At 54.7% G+C, this 17,256-nt stretch carries 16 protein-coding genes; 11 read left to right on the top strand and 5 right to left on the bottom strand.

The features are described from left to right. Positions 1-303: 303 nt before the first annotated feature. Positions 304-1,221: a LysR family transcriptional regulator gene (locus ACEN2J_RS08610; protein ID WP_442104982.1), complete on the bottom strand. Its 918-nt coding sequence runs from the start codon at positions 1,219-1,221 to the stop codon at positions 304-306. Between the two features lie 91 nt (positions 1,222-1,312). On the opposite strand from ACEN2J_RS08610, the gene ACEN2J_RS08605 reads away from it, so the two are divergent. From ACEN2J_RS08605 to ACEN2J_RS08590, 4 genes are read left to right on the top strand one after another with little or no spacing between them, the layout of a single operon-like run. Then, a complete protein-coding gene (locus ACEN2J_RS08605; RefSeq protein ID WP_442104981.1) occupies positions 1,313-2,338 on the top strand; it encodes a hypothetical protein in 1,026 nt (341 codons plus the stop codon). Further along, entirely contained in the window at positions 2,335-2,865 is a 531-nt protein-coding gene (locus ACEN2J_RS08600) for a TRAP transporter small permease (protein WP_442104979.1), read from the top strand. Before ACEN2J_RS08605 ends, ACEN2J_RS08600 begins: the two co-directional genes overlap by 4 nt. Beyond that, the gene (locus tag ACEN2J_RS08595; RefSeq protein ID WP_442104977.1) at positions 2,862-4,157 is read left to right on the top strand and encodes a TRAP transporter large permease; all 1,296 of its coding nucleotides are present in this window, start codon (positions 2,862-2,864) and stop codon (positions 4,155-4,157) included. Before ACEN2J_RS08600 ends, ACEN2J_RS08595 begins: the two co-directional genes overlap by 4 nt. 3 nt (positions 4,158-4,160) lie before the next feature. Further along, positions 4,161-5,765, top strand: coding sequence for an alkaline phosphatase family protein (locus ACEN2J_RS08590; protein ID WP_442104976.1), 1,605 nt, complete (start codon positions 4,161-4,163; stop codon positions 5,763-5,765). 59 nt (positions 5,766-5,824) lie between these two features. Here ACEN2J_RS08590 and ACEN2J_RS08585 read toward each other — a convergent pair whose 3' ends face one another. Further along, entirely contained in the window at positions 5,825-6,757 is a 933-nt protein-coding gene (locus ACEN2J_RS08585) for a LysR family transcriptional regulator (protein ID WP_442104974.1), read from the bottom strand. Between the two features lie 271 nt (positions 6,758-7,028). Here ACEN2J_RS08585 and ACEN2J_RS08580 point away from each other — a divergent pair, with 271 nt between their 5' ends. From ACEN2J_RS08580 to ACEN2J_RS08550, 7 genes are all read left to right on the top strand, one after another. Further along, on the top strand, positions 7,029-7,988 hold the full coding sequence (locus ACEN2J_RS08580; protein WP_442104972.1) for a D-2-hydroxyacid dehydrogenase: 960 nt from the start codon (positions 7,029-7,031) through the stop codon (positions 7,986-7,988). An 11-nt stretch (positions 7,989-7,999) separates the two neighbouring features. After that, positions 8,000-9,178, top strand: a complete 1,179-nt coding sequence (locus ACEN2J_RS08575; RefSeq protein ID WP_442104971.1) for a M24 family metallopeptidase — start codon at positions 8,000-8,002, stop codon at positions 9,176-9,178. 46 nt (positions 9,179-9,224) lie between these two features. Further along, complete coding sequence (locus tag ACEN2J_RS08570) at positions 9,225-9,800, top strand: YbhB/YbcL family Raf kinase inhibitor-like protein (protein ID WP_442104969.1); 576 nt, start codon at positions 9,225-9,227, stop codon at positions 9,798-9,800. A gap of 147 nt (positions 9,801-9,947) precedes the next feature. Next, entirely contained in the window at positions 9,948-10,751 is an 804-nt protein-coding gene (locus ACEN2J_RS08565) for a glutathione S-transferase family protein (RefSeq protein ID WP_442104967.1), read from the top strand. 59 nt (positions 10,752-10,810) lie between these two features. Continuing rightward, positions 10,811-11,152, top strand: a complete 342-nt coding sequence (locus ACEN2J_RS08560; RefSeq protein ID WP_442104965.1) for a hypothetical protein — start codon at positions 10,811-10,813, stop codon at positions 11,150-11,152. Between the two features lie 200 nt (positions 11,153-11,352). Next, a complete protein-coding gene (locus ACEN2J_RS08555) occupies positions 11,353-12,315 on the top strand; it encodes a TAXI family TRAP transporter solute-binding subunit (protein ID WP_442104964.1) in 963 nt (320 codons plus the stop codon). Positions 12,316-12,404: 89 nt separating this feature from the next. Beyond that, a complete protein-coding gene (locus ACEN2J_RS08550; protein ID WP_442104963.1) occupies positions 12,405-14,333 on the top strand; it encodes a TRAP transporter permease in 1,929 nt (642 codons plus the stop codon). Positions 14,334-14,433: 100 nt separating this feature from the next. On the opposite strand, the gene ACEN2J_RS08545 is transcribed toward ACEN2J_RS08550, so the two are convergent. From ACEN2J_RS08545 to ACEN2J_RS08535, 3 genes are read right to left on the bottom strand one after another with little or no spacing between them, the layout of a single operon-like run. Continuing rightward, complete coding sequence (locus ACEN2J_RS08545) at positions 14,434-15,366, bottom strand: 3-keto-5-aminohexanoate cleavage protein (RefSeq protein ID WP_442104961.1); 933 nt, start codon at positions 15,364-15,366, stop codon at positions 14,434-14,436. A 3-nt stretch (positions 15,367-15,369) separates the two neighbouring features. Further along, positions 15,370-16,395, bottom strand: a complete 1,026-nt coding sequence (locus tag ACEN2J_RS08540; RefSeq protein WP_442104959.1) for a branched-chain amino acid ABC transporter permease — start codon at positions 16,393-16,395, stop codon at positions 15,370-15,372. Continuing rightward, positions 16,392-17,255, bottom strand: coding sequence for a branched-chain amino acid ABC transporter permease (locus tag ACEN2J_RS08535; RefSeq protein WP_442104958.1), 864 nt, complete (start codon positions 17,253-17,255; stop codon positions 16,392-16,394). The genes ACEN2J_RS08540 and ACEN2J_RS08535 overlap by 4 nt, the downstream gene beginning before the upstream one ends. Position 17,256: the final 1 nt, after the last annotated feature.

Here is a 17,256-nt window from a genome sequence, read left to right as displayed (position 1 = left end):
CTTTCCAGTTCCTCGCCGTCACGCTTCAGATCGTTTCCAACCGTCTTCGTTCCGGTAAGGCAGCTTTTAGGTAAACACTTCACTGGCCGCAAGCACAAAAATCACTTCAACCGTCATTTTTCTGTTTCACCCAATGTTTATTGAGAAAAATTCCGCACCGCCGACAAACAAAACCCAAAAATCAACACCCAAAAAAACCCGCAAACACACAAACCGCCCGAATCTAAACCGAATCCCCAAAAGATTCGCAAAAACAGGAGGCCTCTGGGCACAGGCAATGCCCCAATCCTGTACGAAATCTGGTCACGCGTGCTGGAATCGCGTTTTCACATAGTTGCGCAAATGGGATTTGAAGTCAGACGTCAGTTTGCTTTGCTCACGGTCGGCAAGCGTGATCATGCTTACAACCTGTTCCCGGGCTGGCAGGGTGATTTGGAGGATCGCCAGCCCATCATGTGCGTTCGCCCGAACAGCATAGCGGGGCAACATCGTTAGGCAGTCAGTACTTCGCAGCAATTCGATCACGGCGCCCGCCGACTCGCTTTGAAAGGCCAACCGCAGATTTCGGATGCCCATTACCTTTAGCACCTCTTCCATGTCGTATCGCAACAGGCTCCGGTCTGAGTGACCTATCCATTTGGCATCGGCGAGGTCAGCCACCGATACCTTTGGGGTCCCGATCAGGCGATGCTTGGCGCTGCCCACGATAACATGTGCATCCGAGAACAGCGGTTCCAGATAAAATTCGGGATTTCCGGCCTCAACAAACTTTGCAGGGCCAATGATGATGTCGATCTGGTTTTGAAAAATACGCTCGTGCAACCCGGCCAGATAATCGGGCACAAGGTCAATCCGGATCTCGGGGCGTTCAAGGATGAAACTTGCAATGGCCTCGGACACTAGACGCTCACATAAGAATGGCGGCGCGCCAATTTTAAGAACGCCAAAAATCCCCCGCGTGCCGAAGTCGACCATTTCAGCGGCCCTTAGGCGCGCTGTTCTGATGGCACGCCCTTGATTGGCCAGCTCGGCCCCTAGCGCGGTCGGCCTAAGGGGGCGGCTGGACCGCTCAAACAGCAGCATCCCCGCACGCGTTTCAAGATTGCTGATCATCCGACTTAAGGCAGGTTGCGATGTGCCCAACTGCCTGGCGGCTTCGCGCAAGGTGCCCGAGACCACGATGACCGAAAGCTGCTCTAGGTGTCGGGGGTCGATGAACATATCAGGATCACATATTATATTACCAATATACTATTGGACTGATATATTTAATTCGTCAATGATCCCTGATCACTATGTTTGGGAGGACATCATGAAAGCTAATCTATGGGTTGCCGGCTTTGCAGCGGCAGCAATGACATCCATCATACCGGCCGCGGCCATGGCCAAGACCCGCCTTGTCGTAAACTGCTTTTGGGCGCCACAACACTTTGTCTGTGCTGACGTGTTGCCAGGCTGGCTTGCAGAGGTTGAAAAAGTCACCGAGGGCCGCGTTGTTGGGAACATTCCGCCAAAATCCGTGGCCCCACCACCAGAACAGTTGAATTCCGTCGAAAAAGGCGTGGTTGACGCTGCGGTGCAGTTCAACGGCCTTATTGGCAACCGTGTAAACGGCGCCTTGACGGCGATGCAGCCCTTTGCCGGTAATGGCAGTGCTGTCGCCCTTACGCAGGCGGCATGGGAAACCAACCAAAAGTTCTATCCTGATGAGTTCGACAGCGTAGAGCTTTTGGCGCAGTGGGTCATTACATCGGGCAGTCTTTTCTCAGACACCGATACCCCGATCGTTACCTTGGACGACTTTAAGTCCCGCAAAATTTGGGCGCTGCCAGGGCCACTGGCTAACATGGCCAAAGAACTGGGCGCTGGCGTGGTTTCCACCCCTGCGGTGCAATCTAACGAAGTTATCTCCAACGGCGTGGTAGACAGCCATATCGGCCTGAACGGCGAAGGTTTGACCTCTTTCCAGGTCCTGCCTTACACCAAGTCGATGACCCGCTTCTCGTCTTCTATATACCGGACCACGTTCTCGTTCTTCGTCAACAAAGACAAATGGGCCGAGATTTCACCAGAAGACCAAGCCGCCATTCGGGCGATCAGCCAAGACAAAGTTGGGGCTGCTGCAGCTGACCTGTGGGAAAAGGCCGACGATGTGTACGACACATTTGAGGCAAAAGGAATCAAAGTTGTTGATGCCGATCCTGCGCTTGAGGCTGCACTGGTCGAACGTGCCACAATCGTAACCGATGCTTGGAAGGCAAAAAGCAAAGCGGCTGGCATTGATGCCGATGCGGCGCTGGCCTTCTATCTGCAACGCGCAGCTGAGCTTTCAAAATGAGCAGCGCGCCCGAAACATCGCCCGGCATTAGGACCGTTCTTAACAAAGCGATTTGGATACTTGAGACGATTTCAAGCGCCGTAATCCTGATCATGATGGTCGTGACATTTGCCGATGTGATCGGGCGCTATGTTTTCCACAAACCGATTTTCGGCGGGACCGAAATTGTCGCGGCGCTGCTGGCGTTGTCGATCTTTTCCGGTCTCGGCGTTATCAACGCCCGCGATGATCATATCGTGGTCGAGCTTTTCGAGAGCCCAGCGCGAAACCTTGTTGGCCCTCTTGCCTATGAGGTGAGCATCCAGATTTTCTCGGTCGCATGTATGTCATTGATCGCCGTGGTCCTGTTCACGCAGGCGCTGGAATCCTATGAATACAACAAGCTGACCGTCGTGCTTGAAATGCCGGTTTATTATGTGACGGGGACTGTGGCTGTCTTGGCGGTCATCAGCGTCATTTCGCAGGTCACGGGCGTGGCGCTCAAGATCTTGGACCTTGGAAAACAGAAAAAGGCAGATGCACTATGATGACGGCTTTGCTCGGCTTTGCCGTACTTTTGACCTTGTGCTTTTGGGGCTTTCGCGTGGGGTTTGCCACGCTGATGGTCGGGTTTGTCGGCTTTGGCCTTGAACGGGGTTGGACGGCATCCCTGACAATGGTCGCGCAGCAAGTTATGGAGGATTCGCAGAACTACAACCTGTCTGTGATCCCGCTGTTCATCCTTATGGGCGTCTTTATCTATCGGTCGGGCGTTAGCACCGATCTTTATGATGCGGCGTCAATGGGGCTGGGCAAGTACAAAGGCGGGCTGGCGCTAGCAACGGTTGTGGCTTGCGGTGGCTTTTCGGCTGTATGCGGCTCAACACTGGCAACAGCGGCAACCATGTCGAAGGTGGCCATGCCACAGATGAAGGCCTATAACTATTCTGACAGGCTTGCTGCCGGAACAATCGCTGCGGGTGGCACGCTCGGGATCATGATCCCGCCCTCTGTGCCACTTGTCATTTATGGCATCATTTCCGAGCAAGATATTGGCCAGTTGTTCATTGCAGGCATATTGCCCGGCATCCTTCTGGTGATCCTGTTCTTGTTGACAGTTGTGATAACGGTTCGCCTGAACCCGGACTCTGCGCCAGCAGCGGCCGAGCTCCCGACAGATCGCAAACGTGCGGCATTGCGTGGCACAACGCCCGTGTTGGTGCTGTTCGTGATCGTGCTGGGCGGTATTTACGGCGGCGTCTTCACCGCGACCGAGGCCTCTGGCATCGGCGCGTGTGGTGCGGCGGCCATCTCATTCCTGCGCGGCCATTTGCGCAGCCTGACCGACTGGCGGGACTGCCTTGTCGATGCGGCAATGACGACAGCCAAGATATTCATCGTCTTGCTGGGCGCTGTTGTTTTCACCCAATTCGTCAACCTTTCGGGGCTGCCGTATGACTTGCTCGACTTTGTCGATGAATGGAACCTTAGCCCGGCTGGTTTGGTCGCGTTCATCTGCGTCATCGCCTTGCTGATGGGTATGGTGTTTGAAACGATCGGCATCATCGTTCTGCTGGTACCGGTGTTCCTGCCCGCGCTCTATGCGTCAAATGTTGATATGATCTGGTTCGGCATCATCGTCGTTTTGGTTACCGAGATTGGCCTAATCACACCACCGATCGGGATGAATGTGTTTGTCGTCAAGTCAGTGCTGCCGCAGGTGCGTCTGGCTGAAATCTTTCATGGGGTGCTGCCGTATATTGCCGCGCTCTTTATTGGTCTGCTGGCTGTCTATTTTGTGCCCCAGATCGCAACACTTCTACCGTCAATTACGAGATAGATTATGGCAAATATCAAGAACATCCTGTTTATCATGGCTGACCAACTGCGTTGGGACTACCTATCTTGCTATGGCCATCCGCACCTGAAAACGCCGAATATCGACCGCCTTGCGGCAAAAGGCGTTCGGTTTGATCGGGCCTATGTGCAATCGCCGGTTTGCGGGCCGTCGCGGGCATCCTATTATACGGGCCGGACAGTGTTCAGCCACGGGGCGACATGGAACCAAGTGCCGCTGCCAATTGGCGAGCTGACAATTGGCGACTATTTGCGCCCCCTTGGCATGACCACCGCTGTCGTCGGCAAAACCCACATGACCGCTGATATCGAAGGCATGGCACGGCTGGGGTTGAATAAGACAACAGATATCGGCTGTATGGTTAGCCAGCCGGGGTTTGACCCGTATGAACGTGATGACGGGCTGCACCCAAACAAAGGCCTTGCCAAACGTGGCGGCAAGCTGCGCTATAATGATTGGCTCCGGTCTTTGGGGTATGAGGGCGAAAACCCTTGGAACGATTACGCCAATGCCGCCGATGGCCCGAAAGGCGAAATACTGTCGGGCTGGTATCTGAAAAACTCCAACCTGCCCGCGCGCGTGAAAGAAGAGCACTCTGAGACTGCCTATATGACCATGCGGGCCAAAGAGTTCATCACCGAAATGGGCGATATGCCGTGGCTGTGCCACCTTAGCTTTATCAAGCCGCACTGGCCCTATATGGCCCCCGCGCCCTACCACAACATGTACGGCCCCGAGACCTTTTTGCCCATCAAGCGCGCCGCCCACGAAAAGCAAGATCCGAACCCCGTTTACGGTGCTTTCATGGATATGGAGGTCAGCGAAACCTTTTCACGCGATGGTGTGCGTGAGGTCGTGCTACCTGCCTATATGGGGCTGATCAAACAAATCGATGACCATCTGGGTCAGCTTTTTGACTGGCTAGAAAAAACGAACAAGATGGATCAGACCATGATCGTGGTCACATCCGATCATGGTGACTACCTTGGCGATCACTGGATGGGCGAAAAAGAGCTGTTCCATGAGCAATCGGTGCGCGTCCCCATGATTATCTTTGATCCACGTCCAGAGGCGGATGCAACGCGCGGCACCGCCTCGGATGCGTTTGTCGAAGCCATAGATCTGGTGCCAACCTTTATGGAAGCTGCCGGTGCGCCGCCCCAATACCACAGGCTGGAAGGCCACTCCCTGATGCCTTTGCTACAGGGTGCGACGCCGGATGATTGGCGCGATGACGCATTCTCTGAAATCGACTACGCCTTTTATACTGCGCGTCAGGCATTGGATCTGGGGGCCTCGGATGCGCGCGCCTATATGTTGCGAACCGATGAATGGAAATACGTTCACTTCAAAGGCTTCCCACCGCAGCTATTCAATCTTATCGAAGACCCGGATGAGTTTAACGACCTCGGGCGCGATCCGGCCCATGAGAGCATCCGTCAAACCATGCACCGCCGCCTGACGGACAGGCTTATCAACCGTAAGAACCGCACGGCGATGACGGACGAGCAGGTGATCAACATGCGCACCAAAGAGAATGCGGTGGGTATTATCATCGGCGTCTGGGATGACCCGCAGGCCACCGCCTAGCGCAACAAGATCACGTCCCGTGCATATCTTGGCTTGCCGTCCAATGATGGCAAGCCGCTTTAGGGTGTCTGCCGTTTAGGCGGGCCCTGCTGAATGCCAACCTGCTCGATGACTGTTTTACAAAACAGGTTCGCCAAATTGCTTTGCATCCGGTCGTTGCGCGTCAAAACACCAAAGACCCTTGGGGCGAGTGGGTGATTGAGCTTGATGCACTTCATCAACCCCAGCTCTAATTCATCAAGGATAAGTTGCTCAGACAAAAGCGAGATCGCATCGGTCAACCTTACTATCTTTAGCAAGGTTGCAATAGATGCGGTTTGGATGACCCGCTTTGGAAACGTCCACCCGTTCGTCACATAAAGCGCCTCTATTTGCTTGCGAAACGTGCCACCACTGGGTGGCAATGCCCACATTTCATCTTGCAACGCGTCAAGCGACAGGCTGCTGTGTTTGGCAAGCGGGTTGTCGCTGCGCATGGCAACGACGGTTTTTGCCTCAAACAGCGGCGTGAAAGAATGGGCCGCATCATTTTCGAATTGCGCACCGGCACAGATGACAAGATCAAGCAACCCTCGGTCCAGCAAGTCCAGAAGGTCCTCATCCGTAGCTTCGACAATCTCAAAAGCGACGTCTTTGGTCTGCTCTAGAATAAGGGAAATTGTTGCCGGAATGATGTTGTGCGTGGCCAGAGGCGTACCACCGATGCGCAGTTTGCCTTTGATGCCCTGCGACGTCAGCTCGATTTCCCGAACAACGGCTGCAATCGTTTCATCCATTTCCTCGGACCGACAGGCCAGCAAACGGCCCGCCTCGGTCAATATCGCGCCATTTCTACCGCGTTCGACAAGAGGCACCTTTAGAATATCTTCAAGCCGCTGAATGCTCAGGGACAACGCCGGTTGCGACATGCCCAAAGCCTTTGCCGCACTGACAAAGGTTCCATGACGCCCGATTGCGGCGAGATGACGAAGTTGACGCGACTCAAGGTTCATTGGTTCTACTTATGGAAATGAGCAATATTTCTATTGGCGCAAATACTTCGCTTCATGTCAAGTTTCATGCGTTGGACCAGGATCAGACGATTTCACAGCTTTGGCAGGTCACCAACAAGGCTCTGGTTAAGTCTGCTTCTTTGCCAGACAGAAGTACCACATTTCGGGAGGATAGCGTGGATTTTAGAATATGTGGCACTCGCCAAAGCCATAACGCGATTGATTGTGCAGCAAGCGCCCCCAGATTGGCTGGCAGATCGGTTGTACGCACATGAGCAACGCTTTCAACAAAACCGTTCTTATCCGCGACGTGGATGCAGATTGGTATGCGGGGCAGCTTCGCGAACTTTGCCCACAATACACCTATATCCCTGCAACCGATAGCGAGGCCGCCCTTAACCATGCCGCAAAAGCTGATATCATCATCGGGCTTGCGCCTTATCTCGATCAAAATTTGATCGCCGCCGCATCGCGCCTGGAATGGGTGCAGGCCCTGACTGCGGGTGTCGACAATCTGCTTGCCATGCCAGCCCTACGCGCGGACGTGACGTTGTCCAATTGCAACGGATTTCACGGGCCACAAATGTCCGAACTCGCGTTCCTGATGATGTTAAGCCTGAACCGCGATGCACCACGTATGCAGCGCAACCAAGACCAAAAGAAATGGGAGCGCTGGCCGCAACGGTTGTTGTTTAACAAGACCGTAACGGTTGTTGGTGTGGGGGCTATCGCCGAAGGACTGGCAAAACGCTGCAAGGCGTTTGATATGACAATCATTGGCGTTTCGGATGGCCGCGCTACGGCACCGAATTTCGACAAAATGGTCAAACGCGACGCGCTTTTATCAGCCGCGGCAGAGTGTGACTTTCTAATCGCGCTGACGCCGTATGACGCCAAGACACATCATATCATTGACGCCCAAGTGTTTGATGCCATGCCTGCGCATTCCTATTTGATCAACCTGTCCCGTGGCGGATGTGTGGATGAGGCCGCGCTGCTGGCCGCATTGCAGAACGGCGACATCGCAGGCGCAGGTCTGGACGTGTTCGCCAAAGAACCGCTTCCTGAAAGTGATCCGCTTTGGGCGGCGCCAAACATTCTTGTCACACCGCATATCGGTGGCATGGCCGACATCTATAAACAGCAAGCACTGCCGTTGGTGGCCCGCAACCTGAACGCCTTTGCCACCAGCGGGCCCTCGGGCCTGAACGGCTTGGTAAAACGCAATTGAAAGAGAATGATATGACCACGATTTCCCCTGTCTCGAATGCTGAAATGGCCCGCCGCTGGGACGTAGCCCGCCAAGTCATGCAAAAAACGGGCGTAGATGCCATAATCATGCACGCACGTGAGGATTGGATGGGCGGTTATGTGCGCTGGTTCACGGATGTTCCTGCCCTGAACGGCTATCCAAAGACCGTGATCTTTTATGCCGATGCCCCAATGACTGTTGTGGAAATGGGGGCCTTTGGGGCGGTGCGCGATCTGGCTGCCACGCATGCGGATTTGCGCGGTGTTGGCAAGGTTTTGGGCACACCGTCCTTTGTGTCTATTCTACAATCGCTTGATTATGACGCGGAATTGACTGTCGAAGACCTAACAAAGCACGGCGTCAAAACCATTGGTTTGCTTGCAAGCGCCGCGATGCCGCATTCGCTGGTAAAAATGCTGGGCGACCGCCTGCCCCAAGCCACTGTGAAAGACATCACGGATGAGATGGACCATGTCAAAGCGATCAAAAGCACCGAAGAGGTTGAGCTGATCAAAGCAACGGCTGCGCTGCAAGATCAGGTTTTTGCCGAGGTCTGCGATTTTATCCACCCCGGCCTGAATGACCGCGATGTAATGGCCCATGCCGAGGCTGTAGGTCGCCGTCTTGGCAGTGATCAGGGCATTTTCCTTGGGTGTTCGGCAAAGATGGGCACACCTTCGCGTTTTATGGGGCGGCATTTCCAAGATCGGGAACTGGCACAGGGCGACCACCTCTCCATGCTAATCGAAATCAACGGTCCGGGCGGCATCTATCTAGAGATTGCCCGCACGATGGTTCTCGGAGCGGCGGATGATCATCTGTTGCAGGCCTTTCAAAACGTGCTGGATGCCCAAGACTATTCCCTCTCACTGATGAAACCCGGCGCGAACCCTGCTGAGATTTTTGCCAAGCACAACACATGGATGGCCGATCATGGCTTGCCCGAGGAAACCCGCCTTTACGCGCATGGGCAAGGCTGTGAAATGGTGGAACGACCACTGATCCGCCAAGATGAAACCCTGCCATTGGCCGAAGGTATGCTGCTGGCGGTGCATCCTGGGTATGATGATGGTCGTGTGTTTGCTGTGATCTGTGACAATTACATGATCGAAGCTGGCGGGCCGAGTGCCTGCCTGCACAAAACCGAGAAAAAGATTTTTGAGCTGTAGCCAGAAAAGCGGCGCAATACACTTTATCCAACCGGAGGAAACTATGATGAACGCGACTGTAAAGAAGATGCTTGCCGTATCGGCGGTAGCAGCTTGCGGGCTGATGCCTGTGGCGGCGCTCTCGGCCGAAGGCTTTGCCCTGACATCGCCGGCCTTTGCCGATAATGACATTCTGAGCAGCAAACATGCCGGAAAGGGCGGGCCGCGCAATTGCGATGGCGAAAATATCTCGCCTGCGCTGGAATGGTCGAACGCCCCCGAAGCCACGCAATCCTTTGCCATGGTTGTGCATGATGCCGTTGGGGGGCATGGCTTGAGCATTACGCATTGGGTCGCTTATGGCATTTCTCCGCAAACATCCTCATTGGCCGAAGGGGTGGCAAGCAACCCAGCCGTTGATAACGCCTATATTGGCGGCACAAATGTCATCAAAAACCCAACCTATCTTGGCCCCTGCCCCGATGTTGGCGATGTGCCGCATCATTATGAATTCATTCTGATTGCGACCGATCTGGCACCGGACGCTTTGGCACCGGGCCTGACCCGCGACGCCTTGTTTGCGGCACTGGCTGGGCATACCCTTGGCGCGACCAGTCTGGTTGGGCGATATGCCCGCAACTGATAAAGCCATGTTAGTTTTAGCGAAAACGCGCTAACACTTAGACGAAACCAACACGGCATTTCGCAAGCAGTAAACTTGTGATGTGCCGTGCGACAAGATTGCCCTTTCCCATAGAACCCACGACTTCACACCGCATTGGATGGCCTTATGCTGAAACTATACCACACACCGACAAGCGTTTGTTCCATCAAGGTCCGCCTTGGAATGGCCGAAATTGGCCTCGATTATGAGAGCGAGATTCTCGACTTCTCAAAATCCGAGCAACATGGCGAAAGCTACCTTCAGATTAACCCCGATGGCGTGGTGCCAACGCTTATTGATGATGGTTTTGTGGTGGTCGAATCCAGCCTCATCCTTGAATATCTGGATGCCTATTACAACGACGGCAAGCTGATCCCCAAAGATCGCAAACTAGCCACGACCGCGCGCCATTGGCTGCTGCGGACATTGGCCATACACTCGGCGATCAACACGATAACCTTTAGCACTGGCGCGCGAGACCAGATTTTGGCGAGCAAAACGTCCGAAGAAATTGCCGCGTCCATTTCGAAAATGCCTGATCCCGTCGCGCAATTGAAGCGCAAGGAATTGCTGGCTAACGGGTTAAACTCTGCCTATGTGAACCAAGCCTTTGGTCAGCTGCAACGGGCTTTCAAAGATATGGAAACTGCCTTGGCGGACCGGAAGTGGGTAACGGCTGCAGAGTTCGGCATTTCTGACATCGCGCTGCTCTCCTACATCGACCGCCTTGATCGGCTTGGGTTTTCCGGCCTTTTGGGTGATGAGAGTTCAAAGATTGTGGGTTGGCTTGCCCGTATGAAGGCGCGCCCAAGCTATGACATCGCCATTGCCCAGCATATCCCGCAGGCAGTCGCCGATAAAACCCGTCAGGCCGGCGAAAAGCATTGGCCCGAGGTAGAGCGCCTATGGACCGCACGCCTTGGCAAATAGGTGTATCCCCAAGCGTTTCGTGGCGCGCGTTTGACACAAGATAATCAGGAGGACATTGGATGATAGTCGAGTTGGTGATCATCAAAAACCGCGAAGGGATTACCTTTGAACAAGAGTATTCAGACGCCCAGAAAGGCGCGCAGGCTTGGCTTGCCAATTCTGATCTGATTGCAAAGCATTTTATTCGCGACGGCGAGTATGGCGGCGCCGTTTACTTTTGGCCCTCGAAAGAAGCCGCACAGCGCGCGCATGATGACAAATGGCGCGAAGGTGTCTTGGCGCGGACAGGTGGCAACCCGCCAGAGATCAGATATTTCGACCTGATGATGTCATGCGAACCACAAATCCAGACGGTCACAGAATACGGCCCACCAGCCTCGGCTGACAACAGCGCCGGTTAACGCAACTGCAAGGATTTTAATGACCAAAGGCAGCGCAAATTCCATTAGCTTTACCTATGGATATGCGCTGCATTCCGATTGGCGCAAATGGCAAACTTCATGTCAAGTTTCTTGTGTCGGATCCTCATCACGCATGGGGCGGGCGATCAGCGGGCCAACATGCTGTTCGCACAGATTCGCGAAACCTTAGGGAGGAGACTATGAAAATGAAGAAAATACTTGCCGGGATGCTTGCAGCAACCCTTGCAACGGCGGCTGTATCAGCTGCCAGCGCGCAAACCGTTACGATCGTGACCACCGCAGCCGGCGGGTTTACCAACTCGACTGGGGCCGCCATTGGCAAGGTCCTTGGCGATGCGGGCGGGGTCCGCGCGGTGATTACACCACAGCAATCATCGGGGCTTACAGATATTAACGAAGGTATTGCTGACTTTGGCATTACGACCATTCCGGATGTTATCTTTGCGGTCGCGGGCACCAATGACTATGCCGCAAATGGCCCCCAATCCAACCTGCGGATTGTGGCGCGTATGACAGCGCTTCGCGGCGGGGTCTTTGTGCGTGCAGACTCGGACATCAAAGCTTTGGCAGATCTGAAGGGCAAACGTATGCCTTGCGAATACGCCGCACAGGTTTCAGGCAACCCGATGCTTGAAGTGGTCCGTGCTATCGCCGATATTGAGGTGAGCGACCTTGAATGCGTGCCGACCCAGAACATTCCCGGCTCGGCGACATTGCTGGGCGAAGGTAAAATCGACGCGATGTATTTTGCTGTTGGGTCTGGCAAAGTAAAAGAAGTGGCGGCCAGCATTGGCGGCGTCCGCGCTTTGCCATTTCCAAAGGATGAGGCATCCCTAGCCAAGGCGCAAAGCATCGTCCCCGAAATCTATGCAATGCTGGTTGAGGCCAATCCAGCCTTGGACGGGTTTGCAGAGTCGACATATGTTCTGACCAATGATTTGGTTCTGTTTGCGAATGCAAATGTACCAGACGCTGTTGTAAAGGAAATGACGGCAACGATTTATGCAAACCGTGCCGCGCTTATTGAAGTGTTCCCCGGTTTGGACCTGTTCGACCCTGCCCAAATGGCCAAGCCTTATGGCGGCGTCACATATCACCCCGGCGCCGAAGCGTTTTACCGTGAACAAAAGATCTGGCCTTAAGATCTAGCTTAGACCCTGCAAAGGGTATTCCTTAACCTAAGCAAGCGTCGGAATTTCGGTTCCGACGCCTCTATTTGCTGGAGAATTCGGTGACAAAACTGACGAATGCCATGGCCGCACTGATGACATTGATCGCTTTGATCTGGGCGTCTGATGCACTGCGATTGGTGGGAATTGCCGTCTACACAGAGCAGTATATAGCGCTGCTCTTGGCGTTTGCTTTTCCGCTAATCTTTCTGCTGCTTCCAGCGACAAAGCCGAAAGGTGCTGAAATCAGCGATGAGAATGAGTTCAATCAAGGGCAGCGCCATGTTCCGTGGTATGACATCTTGGCAGCAGTGATAGGCTGTGTGCTGTCTTTATATGTTATGGTTCGTTTTCCCGATCTCTCGCAATTGACAGCAAAGCGCCCGCTTGACGGGTTAATCCCAGCAGTCATCATGCTTGCAATGTTGTTAGAGGGCGTAAGGCGCACATCGGGGATGATCATTACCTTGGTCGTCGTCGGCTCTTTGGTGCTGGCATTTGTTGGCCACCTGCTTCCAGCCGAGGTTTCGGGACGGCGTATCCTTCCGGATCACTTTATCTATTTTCTGCTATGGGATTCCACGGCTATCCTTGGCCCCGTTCTGACAATCGTGACGAGCATTGTTGTGGCGTTTGTCTTCTTTGGAACCGTTCTTTTCAAAACAGGCGGCGCAGATTTCTTTACCGATGCATCAGCCTGTTTGATGGGTAAGTACCGCGGCGGTCAGGCAAAAATCGCCATTTTGGGGTCTTCGCTCTTTGGCTCTATATCGGGGTCGGTTGTCGCCAACGTTGTGACCACGGGTGTCGTGACCATCCCGATGATGAAAAAAGCGGGGTTTAGGCCACAGCTCGCAGGGGCGATTGAGGCTGTTGCCTCGACCGGTGGTCAGTTGTTGCCACCCGTGATGGGCGTCACGGCGTTTTTGATGGCCGAGTTCTTGCAGGTCGAGTATTCGGCCGTTGCTCTGGCGGCCTTGGTTCCGGCCCTTTTATTCTACATCGCGTTGTTCATTCAGGCCGACCTAGAGGCCGCACGCGCCAACATGAAAGGGCTTGACCCCAGTGAAATTCCAAACGGACGAAAGCTGCTTAAAGCGGGGTGGTATTTCCCTGTCCCCTTCATCGTGCTGATCATTGTGCTGTTTGTCCTAAAGTATCGCCCAGAAACCGCCGCCCTGCTGGCAGCCTGTTCCGTTTTCCTGACGGCTACGATTTTCGGCTTTCGGGGCAAGCGCCCAGGCCTCGCGGACTGGTTCTCTATCTTTCGTGAGACGGGCCTAAAGGTGCTTGATATCTTTATGGTCGCGGCGGCTGCGGGGGTTGTTATTGCCACTCTCAACTACACGGGTCTGGGGTTTGGCCTAACGCTTGCTATGGTCAAGCTGTCTGGCGGCAACCTTATGGCCTTGCTTGTTATTTCTGCGGCTGCCTGCATCGTTTTGGGAATGGGAATGCCAACAACAGGCGTCTACATTCTTCTTGCAACGCTTATTGCACCAGCCCTCATTCAGATGGGCGTAGCACCGATGGCAGCCCATATGTTCATCCTCTATTTTGGCTGTCTGTCGATGATCACGCCCCCCGTTGCAATCGGGGCCTTTGCCGCCGCCAGCATCGCGCGGGCAGACCCCCTTGCCACAGGGTTTGAGGCGGTTCGCTTCGGCTGGGCCGTGTTCGTCATACCGTTTTTGTTCGTCTTATCGCCAAGCCTGTTGTTGGAAGGCCCGGCCTGGCTCATCGCGGTTGATATCTCGATGGCCGTTGCGGGCGTGTCTTTGGGTGCGGCGGGCGTCATTGGCTACGGTCTGCGCCGCCTTGGGCCGGTTGCACGCGGCATTCACATCCTTGCAGCCCTATCTTTGATGACACCACTCCAAGGTATCGACTGGGGCAGAATGGTGAATATTTTCGGGGCAATCCTCGCGGTCTCAATCGTCGCGTGGGAGGTCTTTGGCCCAAAGAAGCAAGTTCAATCCAGCCGCAGTTAACACAAGAGATAAAGAAATTTAGCGGCGCCCTTTCACAGGACGCCGCCAAATTTTATTTAAATAACACCTATCGACAAGCGCCGTCTCAGAAAACGCAGTGTTAGAAATTAACCTTATCGCCGCCCTTCAGATCCAGAATTTCGCGGGCCTCATCCGGGGTGGCCACGGTGCAGCCCAGATCTTCAACGATGCGGCGAATTTTGGCGACTTGCTGCGCGTTACTTTCCGCCAGTTTGCCGCGGCTGATCAGCAAGCTATCCTCTAGCCCCACGCGAATATTGCCGCCCATCTGGCTGGCCGCAGTCGCAAGCCCCATTTGCGCACCGCCAGCGCCCAACACGGACCAGCGGTAATTGTCGCCAAACAGCCGGTCCGCTGTGCGCTTCATAAAGATCAGGTTGTCAATTTCGGGGCCGATGCCGCCAAGGATGCCAAAGATGAACTGAATAAAGATCGGCGCTTTGAACAGGCCCGTGTCCATGCAGAACTTCAGGTTATACAGGTGGCCCACGTCATAGCATTCATGCTCGAACTTAATGTCATGCGGGGCCAATGTTTCCGCCGCCTCGCGGATATCACGGAACGTGTTGCGGAAAATATTGCCTTCCGAGCTTTCGACATAGTCTTTTTCCCAATCAAACTTCCACTCGTCATAGCGTTTGGCAAGCGGATGAAAGGAAAAGTTCATCGAACCCATGTTCAGGCTGCACATCTCGGGCGAAAACGTGGTGGCGGGTTTCACGCGGTCGGCGATTGACAGCGTCAGACTACCGCCCGTGGAAATGTTCACCACAGCATCGGTGGCTTGCTTGATGCGCGGCAGGAAGGCCGCAAAATCATCGATATTCACCGACACACCACCATCATGGGCACGCCGCGCATGCAGGTGCAAAATCGACGCGCCAGCCTCGGCAGCCTCTACAGCCTGCTGCGCGATGTCATCGGGCGTATACGGCAAGGCGTCTGACATTGTCGGCGTATGAATCGCCCCTGTAATGGCGCAGGTGATGATGGTTTTCGTTTGCTTGGCCATGGGTCAGGCACCTTTCTTTTGAATGCGCTTTGAAACGCGATATCCGAGAGGGAAGAGTTGTAGATCAAACCGCGCGCGGATCAGGCCCCACACGCCTTTGGGCGCTTTCAACATCACAACAATCGCGACAAAGCCGAGGATGATAAGGTAAGCCGTGCCCAAATCGGCCAACGTTTCGCGCAGTGCGAAAAAGACCAAGGTGCCGATGATCGGGCCTTCGATAGTGCCAATCCCGCCAATCACGACGATGAAAATCACGAAAGCTGTCCAGTCATTCACGCTAAAGGCGGCATCGGGCGAGATGCGCAATTTTTGCAGAAAAATCAGCGCGCCAACCATCGATGTCAGGGCGGCGGTGACGATATAAACCACAAATTTCGTGCGCCAAATATCAATACCCAGCGACCCCGCCGCCAGTTCATTGTCACGAATGGCCATCAGCGCCAGTCCATTGCGCGACCGTAGGAACAGGTAGACCGCAGCAATCACCACCACCACCGCACCAAGGGCCAGCCAATAACTGACCGCCTCACGCCCATCCTTATTTGCGGCAAGGGATCTGACCACGGCGACCGGCAAGGATGACCCAGACCCACCCCCAAGCGAGGATACTTGGGCAAAAGACAGGCGGAACACCTCGGCAATGACCCAAGTACCAATTGCGAAATATGCACCGCGCAGGCGGAAAATAAGCAGCGCGACCGGCACCGCGATCAGCCCACCCAAAACACCCGCCACACCAATGGCTGCGAATGGCGACAGCCCGCCCGCAATGGTCATCGCAAACAGCATATACCCGCCAAACCCAACAAAGGCCTGCTGCCCGACCGAGACCAACCCTGCATAACCAGCCATCAAATTCCAAAGGCTTGCCAGCGCGAGGTAAAGAAAGATTTCTCCCAACAGCCGCATCATCGCGCTGCCTGCCCACCAAGGCGCTGCAATCAGGAAAATAAGGCCAATCGCGCCGAAAATAGCAGCCATTTGCGCAGCTTTTGAGGACCGTGTGACGTGATAAAGCGCGTTCATGCTGATATCCTTGGGAACAGACCATTAGGGCGAACGGCCAGAATGACCAGAAAGGCGATGTGACCGGCAAGCAGTTGCCAGCCCGGGTCGATCTTGGCACCCAATGTTTGGGCCACGCCCAAAATCACGCCGCCCGCCAAGGTGCCCCACAGGTTGCCCAGCCCGCCAATAATAACCGCTTCAAACCCGAAAATCAGGCGACCACCGCCGATGGATGGGTCAAAGCTGGTGCGGATGCCCAACAAAACCCCTGCCACTGCCGTTACAGCCAGCGCCAGCGCCATCGCCAAGCCAAAGATGTGGCGGCGGTTCAGGCCCATAAGCTGCGCGATATCGGGGTTATCGGAAACTGCCCGAAACGCGCGGCCAAGGGCGGTGTGGTAAAACACCCATTGCAGGCCCCAAATCACCGCGACAGCGATACCAAAGGTTAACAGCGGCAACACGCCCAGCGACAAACCACCAACCTGCACGCTTGCCGTTTCCAGCACGCCTGCATTAATCTTTTGCGGGTCGGCGGTATAGATTTCCAACAGCCCGTTTTGCAAAATCACCGACAGGCCAAAGCTGACCAACAACGGCGGCAACAGATCATCGCCCAGCGTTCGGTTCAGCACGGCACGCTGCAGCACATAGCCAAACACGGCCATCACTGGCACCACGATCACCAGCGCCAGCAACGGGTGCAGGCCCAGCATTGTGACCACCGTCAGCCCCAGATAGGCCGCCATCACGATCAAATCGCCATGCGCGATGTTGACCAACCGCATCACCCCGAAAATCAACGATAATCCGGCAGCAAACAACGCATAAAGCCCGCCCAGCAAAGTGCCTTGCACCACTGCATTGGTCCATTCCATG

The sequence above is a fragment of the Pseudorhodobacter sp. W20_MBD10_FR17 genome (assembly GCF_052119765.1).
Classification (GTDB): Bacteria; Pseudomonadota; Alphaproteobacteria; order Rhodobacterales; family Rhodobacteraceae; genus Pseudorhodobacter.
The sequence above is the reverse complement of the archived record's forward strand: the minus strand, read 5'-3'. Positions and strand labels throughout refer to the sequence as shown.